Raw genomic sequence first — 18,629 nt, 5'->3', positions numbered from 1 at the left:
ACGGCTAAACCAACAACGTATTCAGCACGGTGGCGCTGTGCTAACCTAGACACTGGGACTAGGCCGAACGGCCAGGATGCTTAAGGAGCCGTGCCATGCGTGTGCTGCTAGTTGACGACCACCCCATGTACCGCCGCGGGCTGATGAGCGCGCTGTCCTCGGTCATGCCCGAGGGCGGCTACGAGGTGCTGGAAGCTGGCGACACCGCCACCGCCCTGGCCTTTGCCGGCGGCCCTGTGGTGGACCTGGTCTTGCTCGATCTTCACCTGCCCGGCTGCACGCCGATCGAGACACTGGAGAGGACGCGCGCGGCCTTTCGCCCCCCATCGCGCGTGGTGGTGCTCACCGGCGATGAAGACATGAAGCTGGCGGTGGACGTGCTGAAGATCACGTCGGACGGACTGATCATGAAATCAGCGGACGAAGAAGAATTGAAAGGCTCGCTCAAGGCGGCAATGTCTGGCGGGGTGGTGATTCCGCGCAAGGTCATGGAGTATCTCGCTGTCGTGGCAACCTCCGCCAGGGCTCCCCGCCCGGCTCCGCCAGCTGGCGACACGGGTTCCCACGGCCTGTCGCCGCGCCAGCTGGAGGTGGCGCGCCAGGTGGCGGCGGGCAAGTCGAACAAGGAAATTGCCCGCGACATGGACCTGGCGATCGCCACCGTCAAGGTTCATCTGACTGGAGCTCGAGGGGTGCTTGGGGCTCGGACAAGGAGCGAACTGGCTGCCCTGATTGCGCGGCTTGGCCTGACCCGCTCGCTACACTGACGCCAGCGCCGCGGTGGAAGCGCAGTTCGGTGCGCCAGCCGCCCCCGCTTGCCGCCACAACGCGCAGCAGGGCAAAGCCGTCGCCCGGGTAAAAACGCGTCCGGACCTGGCAATCGACCTGCAGCCCGCCGCCCGTCTTGAAGCTGAAGTCCTCGTCGCCCGCAAAGTCGGCCTCGCTCGAATTCGCGAAGGGGAACGGCGCGTAGAAGCCGGAGCTATGAATGGAGCGCAGGCGCACCGGCTCGCGTCCAGGACATGACAACGTTACCTGCGCATCGCAGGAGATATGCTCATCGCCCGACAGCAGCACCACGTGCTGGATGCCATTCTCGGCGATATGCCCCAACAGGCGCGTCAAGGATGCGGGATAGCCATCCCAGGCATCGGAGCGCAAGCAATGCGGGCCGCTGATGTCGCGCGCAGCGAGCAGGCGGCGCGGCAGCACCATGGACGGACTGGCGATGAATTTCGGCCGCTCTGGCGGTGCATTGTCAAGCCAATCGAGCAGGCACTGCATCTGTCGCTCGCTCATGATGCGGTCCTGCGCGATGCCGGCGGCGCTGCGCCGGGCGCGTTCGGTGCGCGTATCGGCGACAAACAGTGGAAATCCGCGCGGCTGCGCGGCAAAATCCAGCCACGCTGGCGCGCCAGCGCGCTCCTTGGCCCGCAAATAGCCGCGGAAGGCGTCCCGCCCCGCCTGCATCTGCGGGTCGCCGGCAGCGCCTTCCCAGTTGTCGGCAATTTCATGGTCGTCCAGCATCGCCAGCACGGGCAGGCGGCGCAGGACCCGGCGCACATCCGGATTACCCAGCAACTTCTCGTAGGGCCGCACAAAGCGATCGTCCCTGGCGGTTGGATCGAACAGGCCGGCCGTCGCGTCGCTATAGATCTGGTCGCCCAGCAAGAGCAGGAAGTCAGGCCGCCAGGCATGCTCGCGCAACAGCCTGCCGAGCCGGAAATAGGAGCCATATGCCGGATAGCGATCCAACAGGCCAGCCGGGTACTGGCAGCTGCCGAAGGCGATGCACAGGGCCGGTGCGACCCTGTCGTCGCGCTGGCGGCGCGGCAGGTAGCCGTGGGCGATCGCCGAGCCGGCTTGCAGCGCATCGCCGACTGCGGCGGCGATATCGGCGGCTTGCTGGTTGATAAAGGCTTGCATGCGGACCCGTGCCGACTCGTCCGCCGTCAGTCCCGCCTCAGCCTTGCCGGCGATGAACTTCATGTCGCGCACCGAGGGCTCGTGGTAGATCTCGCGATCCGCGTGCGCCTGCGCCCCCAGGTCGTACACCACCAGCACCAGCCAGCCCGTAGCGCCGGCGGGCGGCGGCGGTATATCCAGCCGCAGCCAGCCTTCGCATTCGGCCGGGGTTGGACGGAACTGGATGTGGCTCGCCAGCGGCGCGTGCGACGCCTGCAGGCGCTGCCCCCTTTCCACCACCGGCACCAGCGCAATCATGGCCGCGCCATTTTGTTGCGGATCGATGCCGAGCCCAATCTTCCAGCGCACCGCCTCGTCAAGGCTGCTGCGCAAGGGGCCTGCAACCGGGGGCGCCACGCGCCAGCGCCGCATGGCCGGCAGCGGTGCCGCGCATTGCGGCTGCGCCATGAAGGCGGCCACCCGCCCGAACACCTCGCCGGCGGCGCGCTTCCCGATCAGGCAGTCCTGGTGGCCGAAATCGTGCAGGATCACCGGCGTCAGCCGGACCGGCGTGCCGCACAACTGGCGCTGCAACAAGGCGGCTGCCGCATGATCGGACACCCCGCTCTGGTCGCTGAACAGTGCCAGGGTGGGGAAGGTCCAGCGCGTGGCCAGCGTTCCCTGCGCGACATAGACATTGCGTCCGGCGCGGTTGGCGATGCGCTGCAGCCGCGCGATATGGATGGTCTGGGCCAGGGTCTCGGTATTCAGCGGCCCGAAGAAGTCGTCGATATGCTTGAGGATGGCGGAACTGAGCTGCGGCAGGTTGAAGTCTCGCCCATACAAGGCGTCCATGCGATGCCGGGTGCGCACGAAGCTTGCGTTGCGCCACGGCCCGAGCGGGTTTTCGATGCGGAACTCCTCGTCCGGATACGGCAAGGTCGCCAGCAGCCGGTCAATCAGTTCGTCAAGCAAGGTCGCCTCGCGCTCCAGCCGGTACTCGTAGCGGTCCAGCGGCAGCATGCGGCGCAGGTAGCCCATCAGGTAGCCGCGCAGGCGGTTGTCGCGGCTGAACTTCACCACCGGTCCCAGCTGTGATAGCACGAGGCTGCGGATCATTCCCGGCAGCGCCTGCCGCTCTTGCTGGAAACGCGCGCCAGGCTCGGGCAGCGCCAGCACCGCCATGCTGGTCATTACCGCCCCGATGCAGTGCGCGAACACGTCAACCGTGCCGTGCACGCTGCTGCGCGCCACATGCGCCACCACGGCCGGAATATCGGCCAGCGCCACATCTTCCAGTGTCCAGGGGTGGCGCGCGCTGGGCAAACCACTGCTAGTCCGCAGGTCGGCCACCCATACATCGCGGCCGCGCTGCCACAAGTACTTGGCCAGCCCCGGGCGCAGCAAATGATGGGCATAGGTGGTGCCGCTGGCACTGTAGCCGTGTATCAGCAGCACGGGCGGCAGCGTCCCCTGGTCGACGTGGCCCATGTAACGGGTCAGGCGCGCCACCACGGGGGTGCCGTCGGGCAGGCGGTCGACTTCAAGCTCGGTCACCTCGGGTGCCGGCCGGAACCAGCCCGGCAGCTTGCCAGGCAGGCGCCGCGGCGCACGCGGCGCGGAATCGTCCGGCTTGCGGAAGCTCCACACGTGGACGCTCAGGAACAGGCGCAGGAAATAGCCGGCCAGTCCGGCGCAATCGGCCAGTGCCGACACCTGGTCCTGCTGGCGGAGGATGCGTAGCAGCGGCTGCTGCTTCCATACCAGGAAGCCGGTGTCGAGTTCGAGCCGGGCCGGGCTGCCGGCGCGCAGGCCGGGAAACTGCTCGAGCTGCAGCCGGGTCAACTGGTGCCAGGGGTTGGCGGCACGCGCATAGGTCAGGCGTTTGCGGCCAACGATCGGCTGGCCCTCCACCTCCAGCCCGGCAAGCGCCTCAGCGGGCGGGACCACCAGCTCGCGCACCTGCAGCACGTACTCCAGCAGGCGCACCTCGCCGGCCCGCGAGGCCAGGTTCCAGGCCGACCGGATGCGCCGGCCGCCATTGGCAAACAACAGGGCGGGTTCGTGCCGCCACTCCCCCCTGCGCACCGTCTGCCACAATACCTGGCAGGCGTCGCGCAGGCCCCGGTTCAGGAACCAGGCGGGCAGCGCTGCCCAGCGGCGCCCGCCTGCCGTGCCCGGCTCGCGATGGAACAGGCGCAACTCGCCTTCCACCCTGGCTTTCAGCAAGATGGGCGGCTTGGGATGGCTGGGGTCATCGCGCTTCGGGCTCCACGCCTGCCAGGCATCCCAGTCATACAGCGTGAGCCAGCTTTCCCCAGGCCGGGTGAGCATGCGGCGCTGCAGCGGCACGGCGCCGCCGTCCGCCGGCAAGACCAGCCGCGCCAGGTCCTGCCGTTCGTAAGCGATCGTCAGTTCGACAAAAAACTGGCGCGGACCGGCTGCGGTATCGAGCCAGCTTGGGCCGCACAGCCGTTCGCGCAGGTCGACCATGGTGGGCGCTGCGCTGCGCGCCTGTGCGCTGGGCGCCAGCTGGAAGCGCGGGCGCTCCTGCGGCAGGCCGACCAGGCCGGCCTCAGGCGGCCTGGCCAGTTTCCACTCTTTGCGCAGCGCCTCAATCGCCCGTTCGGCCAGCGCCGCAATGGTCAGCGCCGGGTTGATGCCAAGCGCGCGCGGCACGATGGAACCGTCCAGCACTACCAGTCCTGGATGAAATGACTCCTGGCCCCGTTTGCGGCGCATGAACACGCGGCCGCAATCGTCCACCACGCCATGCTCGCTGTCGTGCGCCATCCGGCAGCCGCCTAAAGGATGCACGGTCAAGGGAGGACCGCGCCGCCCCGACAGCAGGAATTCCATGGAATCGGGCAGGGTCTTCCAGAGCGGGTTGGCAAGCAGGCGCGGCGGTTCGCCCTGTCCGTCCGGCGCCAGGCCGGCGCAAGCGGCGGCCAGCGCCGCCATCTGGCCCTGGAACAGTTCGCTGTTCCGCAAGCCCGGCCAGCGTACCCGCAAGCTGCCTTCGTTCTCATCGTCGGCGATGGCCAACTCCAGCGCGCCGGCGGCCCCATCATCGCCCATGATCGCCAGGATGCTGCTGCGCTCGATCGCCCCGGCATCGACTGCGCAGGGATCGCCCTGGCTGCCATCGTTGCCGTGTTCACTCTCGTCCGCATAGGCCAGCGCATCGAGGGTATGGGTGGTGGCCAGTACTTCTTCCAGCACGCGCCGCAGCGGCGCCGGAATTCCCAGCTCTTCGACCACGAAGCCCGGCTGCCCATCCTGCGCCGGCACATCGACAATGCCGGTGATGGTAGGGCCAACCCTGCGCGCGCCCGCAGCCGTGTTTTCATCATCGGTCGGATGCGCCGGGGCTTGCTGCCCGTAGACAGCGGCGATCATGTCGCCATTGCTCGAGAAGCCGCATCCCAGCTGACCGGAAAACTGCAGGTCAGCAGTCTGGGAGCGCAACAGGATCTCGGTCGAACCCAGCGCACCGGCAGCGAGAATAAGCTTGCCGGCCCTCAGCACCAGCGGCTGCGGCTGCCGTTCGCGCAAGCCGGGGTCGGTATACGTCAGGTGCAGCAGCCAGCAACCGGCGGCCCGGTCGTGTTCGAACCGCAGCACCGTGGCGCCGGTATACAGTTCGGCGCCATGGCGCCAGGCGTCTACCAGCAAGTTGGTGTCGAGCGATTCCTTGGCGTTGAAGTTGCAGCCGGTAACGCAGTCGCCGCACTGAACGCAACGGTCAAGCCGCACCTGTGCGCTGCTGTCGCGGGCTTCGAGCGCCACGCTGATACGGGCCTGGCGCAGCTTGCCCCCTTTGACTTGCCGCCCCAGCTGCTCCAGCGCCATCAATTTGGCCGGAGCGGCAATACCGTGCGCTTGCAAGGTGCCGCCATCAACGGCAATCAGCCTGGCGCGCGCGCTGGCGAAATGGGTTGCCAGCCCGGGCGCCGCCTGTTCCAGCGCCGCCACCACCTCGGCCGCAGGTTCTTCCAGCACACCGGCGTTGATCAGCGAACCGCCGCCCAGGCCATTGGCCAGCAGCACATTGGCATCGCCAGCCAGGCGCAAATCGAACAAGCCCTCGCGCTGGCCGCGTACCTGGCCGCCCGGGGTGCTGAAGCGCAGGTGTCCAGGCAATTCTGCCAGCCGGCTGGGGAAGGCGCCCGGCAGGTATTCCCTGCCCCGTTCCAGCACGCAGACCGAGAGCGGCTGTCCCGACTCCTCGCCACGGCAGCCGGCCAGCCCGGCTGCCGCCACTGCGCCGCCGTAGCCGCTGCCGACGATAACGACATCATAGTCCGGCGCTGGCTCCGCGCCGCGCAGCGCCAGCTTCGCGGCCAGGCTCTCCAGGCCGTGCGACAGCCAGTTGCGATGGCGCTGCGTGCTGCCAGCGTCCGGCTCCCTATTGCATGTATCCATGATGTACCCCTTTCGGTGACTGTTCCAGTTGCGCTACCGCCGCCAGCAAGGCGGCCAGCGGAACCGGCTTGTGCAGCAAAGGCAGGCCGGCACTGCGCGCTTCGCGCAGCCGGTTGGGGGCGGTATCGCCACTGACCAGGATGACCGGCAAACCGGGATAGAGCTCGCGCAGCGACTGGACTGCCAGCAGGCCGCTGTCCTGCCCACGCAGGCGGAAATCGACCAGGGCGAGGTCGGGCCGGTCCAGCGCGGCCAGCGCGACGGCCTGCGCCGTGCCATCGGCCAGGCTGACCCGCGCGCCCAGCTCCACCAGCAGCGCCTGCATTCCGCTGCGCACTGCCAATTCGTCGTCGACCACCAGCACCTGGCGCCCGGCGAGCGAACCGGCCACACTCGACTGTGCAGTGACTGGCGCCGGCGCCGCCTGCGCCAGCGGCAGTATCACGTAAAATGCGGTGCCCACGCCCTCGCGCGACACCATTTCCAGCCGCAGCGCCAGCAGCTTTGCCAGCCGCGCCACAATCGACAGGCCGAGGCCGAGGCCATTGGCACGGTCCCGTTCCGGATTGTCCAGTTGATAGAACTCTTCGAACACCCGTCCCTGCTCATCGACCGGAATGCCGCAACCGCTGTCCTCGACGATCACGACAGCCAGGCCGCCCTGCGCCAGCAACTCAAGCTGCACACCGCCTTCCGCCGTGTACTTGATGGCGTTATCCACCAGGTTGCAGAGCACACGCCCCAGCAAGACCGGGTCGGTATCGACTACTGCCTCGCCAACGCTGTGAAAGCCGAGGGCGAGCCCACGGCTTTGCGCGATTGGCGCAAACTCGTCGTGCACGCGATGCAACAGGGCGGGCAGGCGCACCGGCACCACGCTGGCCAGTACCACGCCGGCGTCGAGCTTAGAAACATCGAGCAGCGCGTCGAGCTGGGCGGTCAGGCTGCCAAGGGCGGCTTGCATGTGGCCGGAGATCTCCCGGCTTGCTTCGTCCAGCGGACGCATCGCCAAGGCAGCGGCGAACAGCGATAAGGTATGGATTGGCTGGCGCAGGTCATGGCTGGCCGAAGCCAGGAAGCGCGTCTTGGCCTGGTTCGCCTGCTCTGCTCTTGCCAGCGCATCCGTCAGTTCCCGGTTCAGGCGCACCTGTTGCAGCCGGATCTCGAACGATTCGCGGAACAGGCGATAGGAATCACCTGCAATGGCGGTCAGGAGCGTCGCCAGCACGGCAAGAATCAGGGCTGCCGCGCCAGGGGTCCAGCCCGAATGCCCGGTGCGCTGCCCGCCAGCCCACAGCAGCACCAGCGGCGCGAATATCGGCAGGATGTAGGCCACGAAAACCGGGCGATAGCCTGCGGTGGTCGCGATGGCGCCGGTGCATAAGCCAACCAGCAACAACGTCAGGATGACCCGCTCCAACTCTGGCAGGCTGCCGAAAAACAGCAGCGATAGCGCATGCGCCAGCCCGTTCAAGCCGCTCAGGCAAATTGCAATCTGCAAGCGTCGCGCGCCGGACAGGCCATGCATGGCGGGCAGCCGTCCCAATGCAATGCGCCGCACCACCAGCATCAGACAAACCACGCCGACCCAGGCTACCACCAGCGCATCGGCCACATGGCCATGCACCAGCATGGCCAGCATGAGCGCAGCAACAAATACCGGCACAGGCATCCTGCGGCCCTGGCGAGCGAAGAACAGGAGCAACTCCTGGTCGATATTGTCGGCGGCGGCTGGCGTGACCGTGGTCATGGGGTATCCGGCAGTTGAAGGCTGGTCCGATCCAGAATAACCAGCCTGTCTTCATGCGCCAACTGGCCAGATGGCTAATTCACCCGAAAAGCCTCACGGAAATCCGCGTGCAAGCTGGTGCATTGCCAGTTAAACTTGCGCGGCAACGAAGTAGGCGTCCATTCACCCAGGAGCTGTTTACAATGTATCGAACCCTCGTCTTTTCCGCCCTGCTGCTATCTGCCTCGGCGCAGGCTGCGGACCAGGCTCGCAAGCTTGACAATTTCTATGGCATCAACGTCAAAGGCCCGATCAACGTCTACGTTGACGTCGGCAAGGAACAGTCGGTCAAGATCAGCGGTCGCAAGGAATACATCGACAAGGTCAGCATCGTTGTGGAAGGCGGCGTGCTGCGTGTCGTCTACGAAAATACCAACAAGGCCCCGGTCGACGTGAAGGAAGGCGACAAGATCACCGTCACCGTGCCGGTGTTGACCAGCTATCGCGTGCTGGGCGCCGGCGAATCGCGCGTCACCAACATCAACGGCGAACGGATCGACATCAGCTTCGAAGGCGCCGGCGCGCTCTACGCCAGCGGCAAGGTCAAGCTGCTGCGCATGAAAGGCCAGGGGGTTGGCCAGGCCAACCTCAAGGACCTGAAAGCCGAACGCGCCGACGTGAACTTCACCGGCATGGGCGACATCAGCCTCTACGCCAGCGATACCCTGAACCTGATTGTGGAAGGCATGGGCAACTTCACCTATTACGGCAACCCGAAACACATCAACAAGTCGGCCAAGGGCATCGGCAACGTCAGCCCGGGCAAATAAGCCGCGCGTGCGCCAGCTCGCGGGTTGGTACATATCCCATTGAGCGGTACAGGGCCTGGGCGCGGGCATTGGCCGCTCCCACGTGCAGCATGGGGCGCACGCCCTGCTGCTGCATGCCATGCATGATGAATTCCACCAGCTTGCGCGCATAGCCACGACCTGTGAATTCGGGGTGGGTGCAGACCGCGCTCACTTCGCGCAAATGGCCAAGGTCCATGCGCTCGCCGCTTAGCGCCACCAGCCGGCCGCCTTCGTCATGGATGCCGGCGTACCTGCCCATCTCGCCGGTGCGCGGCCGGAAGTAGCCAGGGAAGGCGATATTGGTCAGCTCCACCATCGCGGGATCGTCGGCCGCCAGCACGCGGATCGTCCCGGCATCCGGTGCCGTAACCGGCCCGCCCTGGTACACCATTTGCAGCACGCCCGATAGCGGCTGCAGCGACCAGCCCCGCGGCAGTTCCGGCATGGCGCCGAGGAAGTAATAGCCAGGACCCACACCTTCCAGGTCGGCCGCAGGCAAGGCCACACCGGCTTCGGCCACCGCCATGAACGGCGCCACCTCGGCCGGATAGCGGCGGGCCGCGCCTGCCGGGATGCTAAAATGTTGCTGTGCGCCATACAGCGCAGCCCAGATCGGGTTTTCCAATTCCTGCATGTGAGTTCCAATGTCCAATTTCCCAGCCTGCCCAAAATGCCAGTCCGAGTATACCTACGAAGACGGCGATAACTATGTTTGCCCTGAATGCGCCCACGAGTGGCCAAAGCAGGCCGCCGAAGCAGCCGGCGAATCCACACGTGTCTACAAGGATGCCGCCGGCAATCTCCTGCAAGATGGCGACACTGTCACCGTCATCAAGGACCTGAAGCCAAAAGGCTCCGGCGGCGTGATCAAGCAAGGCACCAAGGTAAAGAACATCCGCCTGGTCGACAGCGACCACGATATCGACTGCAAGATCGACGGCTTCGGCGCCATGAGCCTGAAATCGGAGTTCGTCCGCAAGGTGTGACAATTTGCGAATATTTATTCGCAATATTCCCGTATAGTCTCCGGAATAATTCCCATTTACCGGAGACTGCCTATGAAGCCTGCCACGCTTGCCCTGGCCATCGCACTGGCCCTGCCCTTCACCACCACCCACGCCGCCGGCCCGATGGGGGAACGAAAAGCAGAGTCCAGCACCATGACGGGCATTAACGCAGCAGGCGAATGGGTTGGCGAAATCAAGGACGAAGACGGCCGCCGCCGCGCAGTCCTGATGTCGCAAGGCCGCCATATCGAGATCGGCACCCTCGGCGGCAGCGACAGCACCGCCAACGCCATCAACAACCAAGGCGTGGTCACCGGCGGCGCGCTGACCGCCAACAATGCCTGGCATGCCTTCCGCTACGAGGAGTCGCTGGGCATGCGCGACCTCGGCACCCTGGGCGGCAGCAGCAGCGTCGGCATTGCACTCAATGAATCCGGCCACATCGTCGGCTACGCCGACACCGCCGACGGCAACTACCACGCCTTTGTCGATACCGGCATTGCCATGCTGGACCTGGGCACCTTCGGCGGCAAGAACAGCTACGCCACCGGCATCAACATCAACGGCTATGTGGTCGGCGCGGCGCAACTGCCGAACGGCTACCGCCGCGCCTTCCTGTACAAGCCGGGCAGCGGCATGATCGAGCTGCCGACGCTGGGCGGCCGCGTCAGTGTGGCAACCGGCGTCAACGACCACGGCGTGGTGGTCGGCGCCTCCGAAATGGAAGATCGCAGCTGGCACGCCTTCATGTACGAAAACGGCCGCATGATCGACCTGGGCGCAATGATCGCCCACGGCTCCAGCTTCGCCAACGGCATCAACAACCACGGCGACATCGTCGGCACCGTGCGCATCAAAGACCACGACGCGCCGCATACCTTCATCTACAAGGGCGGCCGGATGCAGGTGCGCTCCGGTTATGAGAGCCTGTACCTGACGCGCGACATCACAGAAGACGGCACGGTGATTGGCTCCAGCTACACTGGCCACGTGCTGAAGTCCGGCGCGGTGGATTCGGCCCGCCCCGACCATGGCCTGAAGCCGGTCGACTGGCTCACGCTCGGCTTCCTGGCCGTTATCGCCGCAGTAGCAGGCTTCAAGGTCCGCGAACACCTCCGCAAAGGCTTCGATTTCGGCAAGCGCCTGATGCTTTCTATCGCATAGTTGTTCAGGCAATCGGCGACGCGCAAGGCAAAAAAAACGGAGGCCGAGGCCTCCGTCTTCATTACTTCTCCGTCAGGAACGTTTTCAGCTTGTCCGAGCGCGAAGGCTGGCGCAGCTTGCTCATCGCCTTGGCTTCGATCTGGCGGATACGTTCGCGGGTCACGTCGAACTGCTTGCCCACTTCTTCCAGCGTGTGGTCGTTCGACATCTCGACACCGTAGCGCATGCGCAGCACCTTGGCTTCGCGCGGGGTCAGGGAATCCAGCACTTCCTTGATCACGTTGCGCATCGACGCGTGCAACGCGGCGTCCAGCGGCGCCAGCGTGGTGTTGTCTTCGATGAAGTCGCCCAGCTGCGAATCGCCGTCCTCGCCCATCGGGGTTTCCATGGAAATCGGCTCCTTGGCGATCTTCATGATCTCGCGCACCTTGGACTCCGGCATTTCCATCTTCAGCGCCAGGGTTGCCATATCCGGCTCGGAACCGGTTTCCTGCATGATCTGGCGCGAGATGCGGTTCATCTTGTTGATGGTCTCGATCATGTGCACCGGCACGCGGATGGTACGGGCCATGTCCGCAATCGAACGCGTGATCGCCTGGCGGATCCACCAGGTGGCGTAGGTCGAGAACTTGTAGCCGCGGCGGTATTCGAACTTGTCGACCGCCTTCAGCAAGCCGATATTGCCTTCCTGGATCAGGTCCAGGAACTGCAGGCCGCGGTTGATGTACTTCTTCGCGATCGAGATCACCAGGCGCAGGTTGGCCACGGTCATTTCGCGCTTGGCGGTACGCGCACGCTTTTCGCCGGCAGCCATCTGCTTGTTGATCTTGCGCAGGTCGGCCAGCGGCAGCGCCACGCGCTCCTGCAGGTCGATCATCTTGTTCTGCAGTTCCTTGATGGCGGGGACGTTACGGCCCAGCACCGCGCTGTATGGATAGCCTGCAGCCACTTCGCCGTCCACCCAATCCAGGTTGGTTTCATTGCCCGGGAAGACCTTGATGAAGTGAGCGCGCGGCATGCCGCAGCGGTTCACGCACAGTTCCAGCACGGCGCGCTCGATCGAACGCACCTGCTCCATTTGGCCGCGCAGGGTGTCGCACAGCTTTTCCACCACTTTCGCGGTGAAGCGGATGCCCAGCAGCTCGTTGGAGATGATGTCCTGCGCTTTCACGTAGGCGGCATTGCCGTAGGCGGCCTTGCGCATCTTGTCGTACTGGCTCGAGATGAGGGCGAACTTGGCCAGCGCGTCATCCTTCAGCTGCGCCAGTTGTTCGGTCGAGTAGCCGGCAGCGCCGCCGTTGACGTCGCCGTCTTCTTCCTCGTCGTCCAGCTCTTCCTCTTCCTCGTCTTCGTCAGCCGCGGCAACGACCTTGGCTGGCGCCGGAACCGGCGCGTCTTCGTTCAGGTCGACGAAGCCGTCCACCACATCGTCCACCTTCATCTCGTCTTTTTCGATCTTCTCGGCCAGGGCCAGGATCTCGGAGATGGTGGTCGGGCAAGCCGAGATGGCCTGGATCATGTCGCGCAAGCCGCCTTCGATACGCTTGGCGATCTCGATCTCGCCTTCGCGGGTCAGCAGCGCCACGGCGCCCATTTCACGCATGTACATGCGGACCGGGTCGGTGGTACGGCCGAAATCGGAATCGACGGTCGACAGCGCGGTGGCAGCGGCGGCTTCCACTTCATCGTCGCTGGCGGCAGTCGGCACGTTATCGGACAGCAGCAGCGCTTCCGCATCCGGCGCGCGCTCGTACACGGCGATGCCCATGTCGTTGAAAGTTGCGATGATGCCTTCGATCGCTTCCGGATCGACGATGTTTTCCGGCAGGTGGTCGTTGATTTCGGCGTAAGTCAGATAGCCGCGGTCCTTGCCCAGGTTGATCAGGTTCTTGAACTGGGTGCGGCGCTTTTCCAGCTCCTCAGCATTGGCGCCGTCGGCCATGCCGAAGGCGTCGATGCCCTTGGCCTTGCGCTCGCGCGCCTTGGACGCGGCCTTCAGTTCGGCGCGCTCCACGGCGTTCAGTGCCGCCACTTCATCGTTTTCCGGGGTGAATTCGCTTGGCTTGCGGCCGCGGCGGCCCGGCACCTTCACTTGCGGCAGCAGGTAGCCGGAAGTATCGATCGATGCCAGCACGGCTGCGTCGCGCACTTCGGTCACGGCGGCAGGGCCGGTGGTCACGATCACCGGCGCAGGCTCGGCGGCCTTGGGCTTGCGGCCGCGCTTTGCAGGCGCCGCCGCCGGCGCTTCTTCAGCGACGACTGCCAGCGACACCGGCTTGGCAGCGGCGGTCTTGCGGGCGCGGGTCTTGACGACCGCTTCGTCGGTCACGGCTTCCACCGGCGCGTCCACTGGCGGCACGGCAGCCAGGCGGCGCGATTTCTTCACTACGGTGACTTTTCCTGCTTCCTCTTGAGCGTTGTCGATCACATACGAAAGGCTGGTCTTTGGCACGGCCAACGGAGCGCTGGTAGTGGAGGAGCCAGTGGACTTCTTGGCGGACAACGTCAGGGTCTTAGGTTTCGTCATTCAATATCTCTCTCAGCACACCCGAAGGTGCACTTATCGAAGGCTCGCGATGGCCCGGTTTCAGGGATAATCGGGAAAAGAAAAAGCCCGCATGACCGGGCTCGATTCCGATGATTCAGTGATTAGAGAGGGCACATGCCCTGGAACTGGACTTCACAGGGCAGCGCGGCCCCGGCCGAAAACTCTTTACCAAACTGAATTCGCACCGTCCTGCATTTGGTGCGTCTGTCATTATACAAGGTTTCGACCCAGACTGCACCCATTAATTCGATATCAAAACCACATCATGAGCGAAAACACAATGCGCCGGGCGCTTGCCTCGTGGTATGCTGGCGGCTCTTGATTAACCTATGAAGTCGATGAACACTAGCACTACCCCTCAGCAGCCGGCCGAAGGCCAAGCCGCCGCACCTGCCGCTCCCAATTCCGCACGCGCCCTGCTCAAGCAATTGCAGCAACAGTATGCCCCGTTCCGCGACAGCCTGCCGCTGTCGATCGGCATCGACAAACAGCTCATTGCCGCGATGCCGGAGCTTAACCGCAAGCTGATGCGCGCCGCCCTGGGCATCCACACCTCCTCGCAGCGCTACCTGCGCGCCATGGAAAAAGCCACCGTCCGCTACAACCTGGATGGCAGCACCGGCGCTGAAGTCACCGACGAACACCGCAAGCACGCCAAGGAAACCCTGGCTGAACGCTACAAGAAAGAAGTGGAGCGTCGCAAGGCTGAACGCGCTGCCGAACGCGAAGCTGCGGCCGCCCAGGAAGCCGAGCGCCGCCGCGCAGAGAAGCTGCAGGCGTTGACCGCCAAATTCTCCAGGAAGTAATGAGCGACGCGCCAGAAGCGGTCCCCGAGCTGCCTCCTTATGAAGGCATCCGGCTGGCCGACGTCAGGCTCGTGAAAACCGCCGCCGAAGCGGAGGCAGCGCAAGCGGCCCTGCTGGCGGCCGATGCGATCGGTTTCGATACCGAATCCAAGCCGACCTTCGTCAAGGGCGAGAGCTCGGACGGCCCGCACCTGATCCAGTTTGCCGACGACCGCCATGCCTGGCTGTTCCAGGTTGGCGCTGCCTTTCCCCATCTGGCCGTGGTCAAGGCTATCCTTGAATCCGACATGACGCTGAAGATCGGCTTCGGCCTGTCCGACGACATCAAGCGCGTGCGCGCCAAGCTGGGCATCGAGCCGCTGAAAGTGGTGGACCTGGGCGTGGTGCTGCGCGCGCCGGGCCAGAAGAATGACCTGGGCGCCAAGAGCGCTGTCGCCAAGTATTTCGGCCAGACGCTGAGCAAGTCCAAGAAGATCTCGACCACCAACTGGGCCACGCCGCGGCTCAATGAAAAGCAGATCCTTTACGCAGCCGACGATGCGCAAGTGGCGCTGCGCGTGTACCGGCACTGGATCGGCATCGGCAATGTGCTGCCGCCGATCAAGGCGCCCAAGCGCCCCAAAACCGGCCAGGCAGTTTCAGGTCCAAGGGTCTGATACTGGCTTCCCGGTTTTCGCCAGCACCCCAAGCTTCGCAATCGCCTGCGCCTGCCGTTCATCCCAAATATGCCCGTAGTTGAGGCGAATACAATTGCGAAACGCCCGCTTCGCACTGAACATCGGCCCCGGCGCAATGCTGATTCCGTGCGCCAATGCCAGCCGATGCAGCTCCAGCGCATCCACTGACTCCGGCAACACCACCCACAGGAAATATCCGCCCTGCGGCTGCGTCACCCGCGTCCCCGCCGGGAAATGCGACGCGATCGCCGCCAGCATCTGCCGCTGCTGCCTCGCCAGCGCACCACGCAACTGGCGCAGATGCCGCTCATATCCACCCTGCCCCAGGTATTCCGCCAGCGCCAGCTGCGAAGGCATCGCCGCCGACAGCGAGGTAGTCAGTTTAAGACGCTCGACCTGCCGCGAAAAACGCCCCGCCGCAGCCCAGCCAACCCGGAATCCCGGCGCCAGGCATTTTGAAAACGAGCTGCAATGCATCACAAGTCCCTTGCTGTCGAACCGCTTCGCCAGCGCCGGCCGCTGCGCGCCGAAATACAGTTCGCCGTACACATCATCCTCGATCAGGGGCACGTCATGCGCCGCCAGCAATTCGACCAGGGCCCGTTTCTTCTCAGGCGGCATCAGGCTGCCAAGAGGGTTCTGGAAACTGGTCATCAGCCAGCAGGCGCTCGGCCTGTGCTGCTCCAGCGCCGCCGCCAGCGCCCCGAGTTCGATCCCTTCGCGCGGATGCGTCGCCACTTCAACCGCTTTCAAGCCGATGCGCTCGAGCGCCTGCAAGGCCGCGTAGAAACTCGGCGACTCCACCAGCACGGTGTCGCCCGGCCGCGCCACCGCCTGCAGGCAGAGATTCAGCGCTTCCAGCGCGCCATTGGTGACCACGACGTCGTCTGGCGCCACCTGCAAGCCATCCAACTGGTAGCGCAAAGCAATCTGGCGCCGCAACTCCGCATTCCCCGGCGACAGGTCGGCAATCGTGCTCCAGGGATCGATATGGCGCATGCTGGCCGCGACCGCGCGCCCCAGCTTATCGAGCGGGAACAGCAAGGGACTGGGGAAGGCGGAACCCAAAGGCACGCTGCCCGGCGCCCGGCTGGCCTCCAGCACCTGGAACACCAGCTCACTGACGTCAACCAGGGTGGAAGCCGCATCGGGCCGCGACACCTCCGGTTCCGGCGCGGCAGCAAAGCGCCGCGAAGCCACGTAATACCCCGAGCGCGGGCGCGACTCGATCAGGCCACGCGCCTCGAGCAGGTAATAAGCCTGGAACACGGTGGACGGGCTGACGCCGCGCCGCTCCTGCTGCTGTCGCACCGAAGGCAGCTTCTCGCCCGGCCGCAGCACGCCGGACGCCATCAAGCCCGCCAGTTCGTCGGCTAGCGCTTCGTAAAGCTTCAAACTGATACCCTCATTCCGTGGCCATTCTGAGCCTGTTATTCTCTGCCTCGCAGGCGTATCCTTGACCCATCACAAGAAAAACGGATTCATCATGCTCCGCATTCTCTCATTTGGCGCCGCAATTGTGGCCACCTCCGCGCTGGCCGCACCGGCCAGCCTGCCGGACACCGTCGAGCAGCGTGTCGCCGCCTGCATTGCCTGCCACAAGGCCAACGAACAAGGTGACGCCTTCTTCCCGCGCATTGCCGGCAAGCCCGCCGGCTACCTGTACAACCAGCTCCTGAACTTCAAGCAGGGGCGCCGCCAGTACCCGATGATGACGTATATGGTCGAACAACTGCCGGATGCCTACCTGCGGGAGATCGCCCAGTACTTCTCCGAACAGCACGCCCCCTACCCGCCGCCAGCGGCCACCAGCGCCACGCCGCAAATGATCGAGCGTGGCCGCGTGCTGGTGCACCAGGGCGACCCTTCGCGCAAAGTGCCGGCCTGCGTGGCCTGCCACGGCGATGCGATGACCGGCGTGGCACCCGCGATTCCCGGCCTGATTGGCCTGCCGCGCGACTACATCAACGCCCAGTTCGGCGCCTGGCGCAACCAGAAACGCAAGGCGCTCGCGCCGGACTGCATGGCCGAAGTGGCCAATCGCCTGAGCGAATCCGACGTTGCCGCCGTCTCCGGCTGGCTGGCCGCACAACCTGCCGATCCGAACGCGCGTCCTGCCAGCGCCCTGCCCGGACAACTGCCGATGGAATGCGGCGGCATCCACAAATAAATAGAACCGACCATGAAGCGCAATACGAAAATCGCCATCGCCGTACCGCTGCTGCTCGTCGTCGCAGCGGTCGGCTTCCTCTGGCCCAAGCACGACACAGGTCCGGCGCCAAGCGCCGCCTCGAAGACCATGCCGATCGCAGAAAAGGCGGCGCGTGGCGCCTACCTGGCCAAGGCCGCCGACTGCATGGCCTGCCATACCACGCGTGGCGGCGCCGCCTTTGCCGGCGGCCGCGCCCTGCAAACGCCGTTCGGCAACGTGATGTCACCCAACATCACGCCAGACAAGGACACCGGCATCGGCAACTGGAGTGCCGACGATTTCTGGAACGCGCTGCACAACGGCAAAGCAAAGGACGGCCGCCTGTTGTACCCAGCCTTCCCATACACCAACTACACCGCAATGACGCGCGACGACTCGGACGCGATGTACGCCTATTTGCAGTCCATCGCACCGGTGAAGCAGGCCAGCCAGCCGCATACCCTGCGCTTCCCCTACAATCAGCAAGCCATGCTGGCGGTATGGCGCGCCCTGTACTTCAAGCCCGCGGTGTACACGCCAGACACCGGCAAGTCCGCCGAATGGAACCGGGGCGCCTACCTGGTGCAAGGCCCCGGCCACTGCATTGCCTGCCACAGCGAACGCAACGCCCTGGGCGCCAGCGACAAAGGCCTGTCAGGCGGCCTGATTCCCGTGCTGGGCTGGTACGCGCCCTCGCTCACCTCCGACCGGGAAGCCGGCCTGGGCGACTGGGAATTAAAAGACATCACCGACCTGCTGAAGACCGGCGTCTCGCAGCGCGCCACCGTGTTCGGGCCGATGGCGGAAGTGGTGCGCGAAAGCCTGCAGCACCTGAGCGATGAAGACGCACGCGCCATGGCGGTGTACCTCAAATCGCTGCCGAACGAAAGCGGCAGCCGCGAGCCGTACGAACGTTCAAAGGAACCTGAAGCCGCCGCCTGGCTCGCAGCGGGCGAAAAGATCTACAGCAAGGCGTGCGTAGACTGCCACGGTGAAAAAGGCGAAGGCATCGCGCCGCACTACCCGCCATTGGCAGGCAACCGCGCGCTGACGATGGACGAAGCGGTAAACCCGATCCGCATTGTGCTGAATGGCGGCTTCGCCCCCGGCACGGCAGGCAACCCGCGTCCCTACGGCATGCCGCCGTTCAGCCATTCCTTGAATGATGTGGAAGTGGCGCAAGTAGTGTCCTACCTGCGCGCCGCATGGGGCAACAACGCCCCACCGGTCGAAAGCACCACGGTCAACCGCTACCGCAACGTGCCGCTGGAATAAACAGCCCAGCTCGTGTCACCCCTGGGGTCACACCCGAAGTGGGACACGGTC

General features: G+C 65.1%; 13 protein-coding genes. 8 read left to right on the top strand and 5 right to left on the bottom strand.

The annotated features are described in order from the left end of the window. The first annotated feature begins 95 nt into the window (after positions 1-95). Positions 96-767 carry a response regulator gene (locus tag ACN9MZ_RS11905; protein WP_426322757.1) on the top strand — a complete coding sequence of 224 codons (672 nt, stop codon included), beginning with the start codon at positions 96-98 and terminating at the stop codon, positions 765-767. On the opposite strand, the gene ACN9MZ_RS11900 is transcribed toward ACN9MZ_RS11905, so the two are convergent. Together ACN9MZ_RS11900 and ACN9MZ_RS11895 are read right to left on the bottom strand one after the other, a co-directional pair. After that, entirely contained in the window at positions 664-6,330 is a 5,667-nt protein-coding gene (locus ACN9MZ_RS11900) for an alkaline phosphatase D family protein (RefSeq protein WP_426322755.1), read from the bottom strand. The genes ACN9MZ_RS11905 and ACN9MZ_RS11900 overlap by 104 nt on opposite strands. Then, on the bottom strand, positions 6,314-8,080 hold the full coding sequence (locus tag ACN9MZ_RS11895; RefSeq protein ID WP_426322753.1) for a hybrid sensor histidine kinase/response regulator: 1,767 nt from the start codon (positions 8,078-8,080) through the stop codon (positions 6,314-6,316). Before ACN9MZ_RS11895 ends, ACN9MZ_RS11900 begins: the two co-directional genes overlap by 17 nt. A 182-nt stretch (positions 8,081-8,262) precedes the next feature. Here ACN9MZ_RS11895 and ACN9MZ_RS11890 point away from each other — a divergent pair, with 182 nt between their 5' ends. Further along, on the top strand, positions 8,263-8,889 hold the full coding sequence (locus ACN9MZ_RS11890) for a head GIN domain-containing protein (protein ID WP_426342328.1): 627 nt from the start codon (positions 8,263-8,265) through the stop codon (positions 8,887-8,889). Here the strand turns inward: ACN9MZ_RS11890 and ACN9MZ_RS11885 are convergent. Further along, complete coding sequence (locus tag ACN9MZ_RS11885; RefSeq protein ID WP_426342327.1) at positions 8,873-9,544, bottom strand: GNAT family N-acetyltransferase; 672 nt, start codon at positions 9,542-9,544, stop codon at positions 8,873-8,875. The genes ACN9MZ_RS11890 and ACN9MZ_RS11885 overlap by 17 nt on opposite strands. Positions 9,545-9,554: 10 nt before the next feature. On the opposite strand from ACN9MZ_RS11885, the gene ACN9MZ_RS11880 reads away from it, so the two are divergent. Next, the gene (locus ACN9MZ_RS11880) at positions 9,555-9,896 is read left to right on the top strand and encodes a zinc ribbon domain-containing protein YjdM (protein ID WP_426342326.1); all 342 of its coding nucleotides are present in this window, start codon (positions 9,555-9,557) and stop codon (positions 9,894-9,896) included. 72 nt (positions 9,897-9,968) lie between these two features. After that, positions 9,969-11,081, top strand: a complete 1,113-nt coding sequence (locus ACN9MZ_RS11875; RefSeq protein WP_426342325.1) for an HAF repeat-containing protein — start codon at positions 9,969-9,971, stop codon at positions 11,079-11,081. A gap of 61 nt (positions 11,082-11,142) precedes the next feature. On the opposite strand, the gene rpoD is transcribed toward ACN9MZ_RS11875, so the two are convergent. After that, on the bottom strand, positions 11,143-13,608 hold the full coding sequence (gene rpoD / locus ACN9MZ_RS11870; protein ID WP_426342324.1) for an RNA polymerase sigma factor RpoD: 2,466 nt from the start codon (positions 13,606-13,608) through the stop codon (positions 11,143-11,145). A 350-nt stretch (positions 13,609-13,958) separates the two neighbouring features. Between rpoD and ACN9MZ_RS11865 the strand changes: the two genes are divergently transcribed. After that, positions 13,959-14,435: a ProQ/FINO family protein gene (locus tag ACN9MZ_RS11865; RefSeq protein ID WP_426171102.1), complete on the top strand. Its 477-nt coding sequence runs from the start codon at positions 13,959-13,961 to the stop codon at positions 14,433-14,435. Next, the gene (locus ACN9MZ_RS11860) at positions 14,435-15,091 is read left to right on the top strand and encodes a 3'-5' exonuclease (RefSeq protein ID WP_426342323.1); all 657 of its coding nucleotides are present in this window, start codon (positions 14,435-14,437) and stop codon (positions 15,089-15,091) included. Before ACN9MZ_RS11865 ends, ACN9MZ_RS11860 begins: the two co-directional genes overlap by 1 nt. On the opposite strand, the gene ACN9MZ_RS11855 is transcribed toward ACN9MZ_RS11860, so the two are convergent. Next, a complete protein-coding gene (locus ACN9MZ_RS11855; protein ID WP_426342322.1) occupies positions 15,074-16,507 on the bottom strand; it encodes a PLP-dependent aminotransferase family protein in 1,434 nt (477 codons plus the stop codon). The genes ACN9MZ_RS11860 and ACN9MZ_RS11855 overlap by 18 nt on opposite strands. Before the next feature lie 91 nt (positions 16,508-16,598). Between ACN9MZ_RS11855 and ACN9MZ_RS11850 the strand changes: the two genes are divergently transcribed. Together ACN9MZ_RS11850 and ACN9MZ_RS11845 are read left to right on the top strand one after the other, a co-directional pair. Further along, complete coding sequence (locus ACN9MZ_RS11850; protein ID WP_426342321.1) at positions 16,599-17,282, top strand: c-type cytochrome; 684 nt, start codon at positions 16,599-16,601, stop codon at positions 17,280-17,282. Positions 17,283-17,294: 12 nt separating this feature from the next. After that, a complete protein-coding gene (locus tag ACN9MZ_RS11845; RefSeq protein WP_426342320.1) occupies positions 17,295-18,578 on the top strand; it encodes a c-type cytochrome in 1,284 nt (427 codons plus the stop codon). The last annotated feature ends 51 nt before the right edge of the window (positions 18,579-18,629 follow it).

Source organism: Pseudoduganella sp. S-14, from assembly GCF_049913285.1.
In the GTDB taxonomy this organism is placed as follows: domain Bacteria; phylum Pseudomonadota; class Gammaproteobacteria; order Burkholderiales; family Burkholderiaceae_D; genus Rugamonas.
This window is presented reverse-complemented; position numbering and strand designations above follow the sequence as displayed.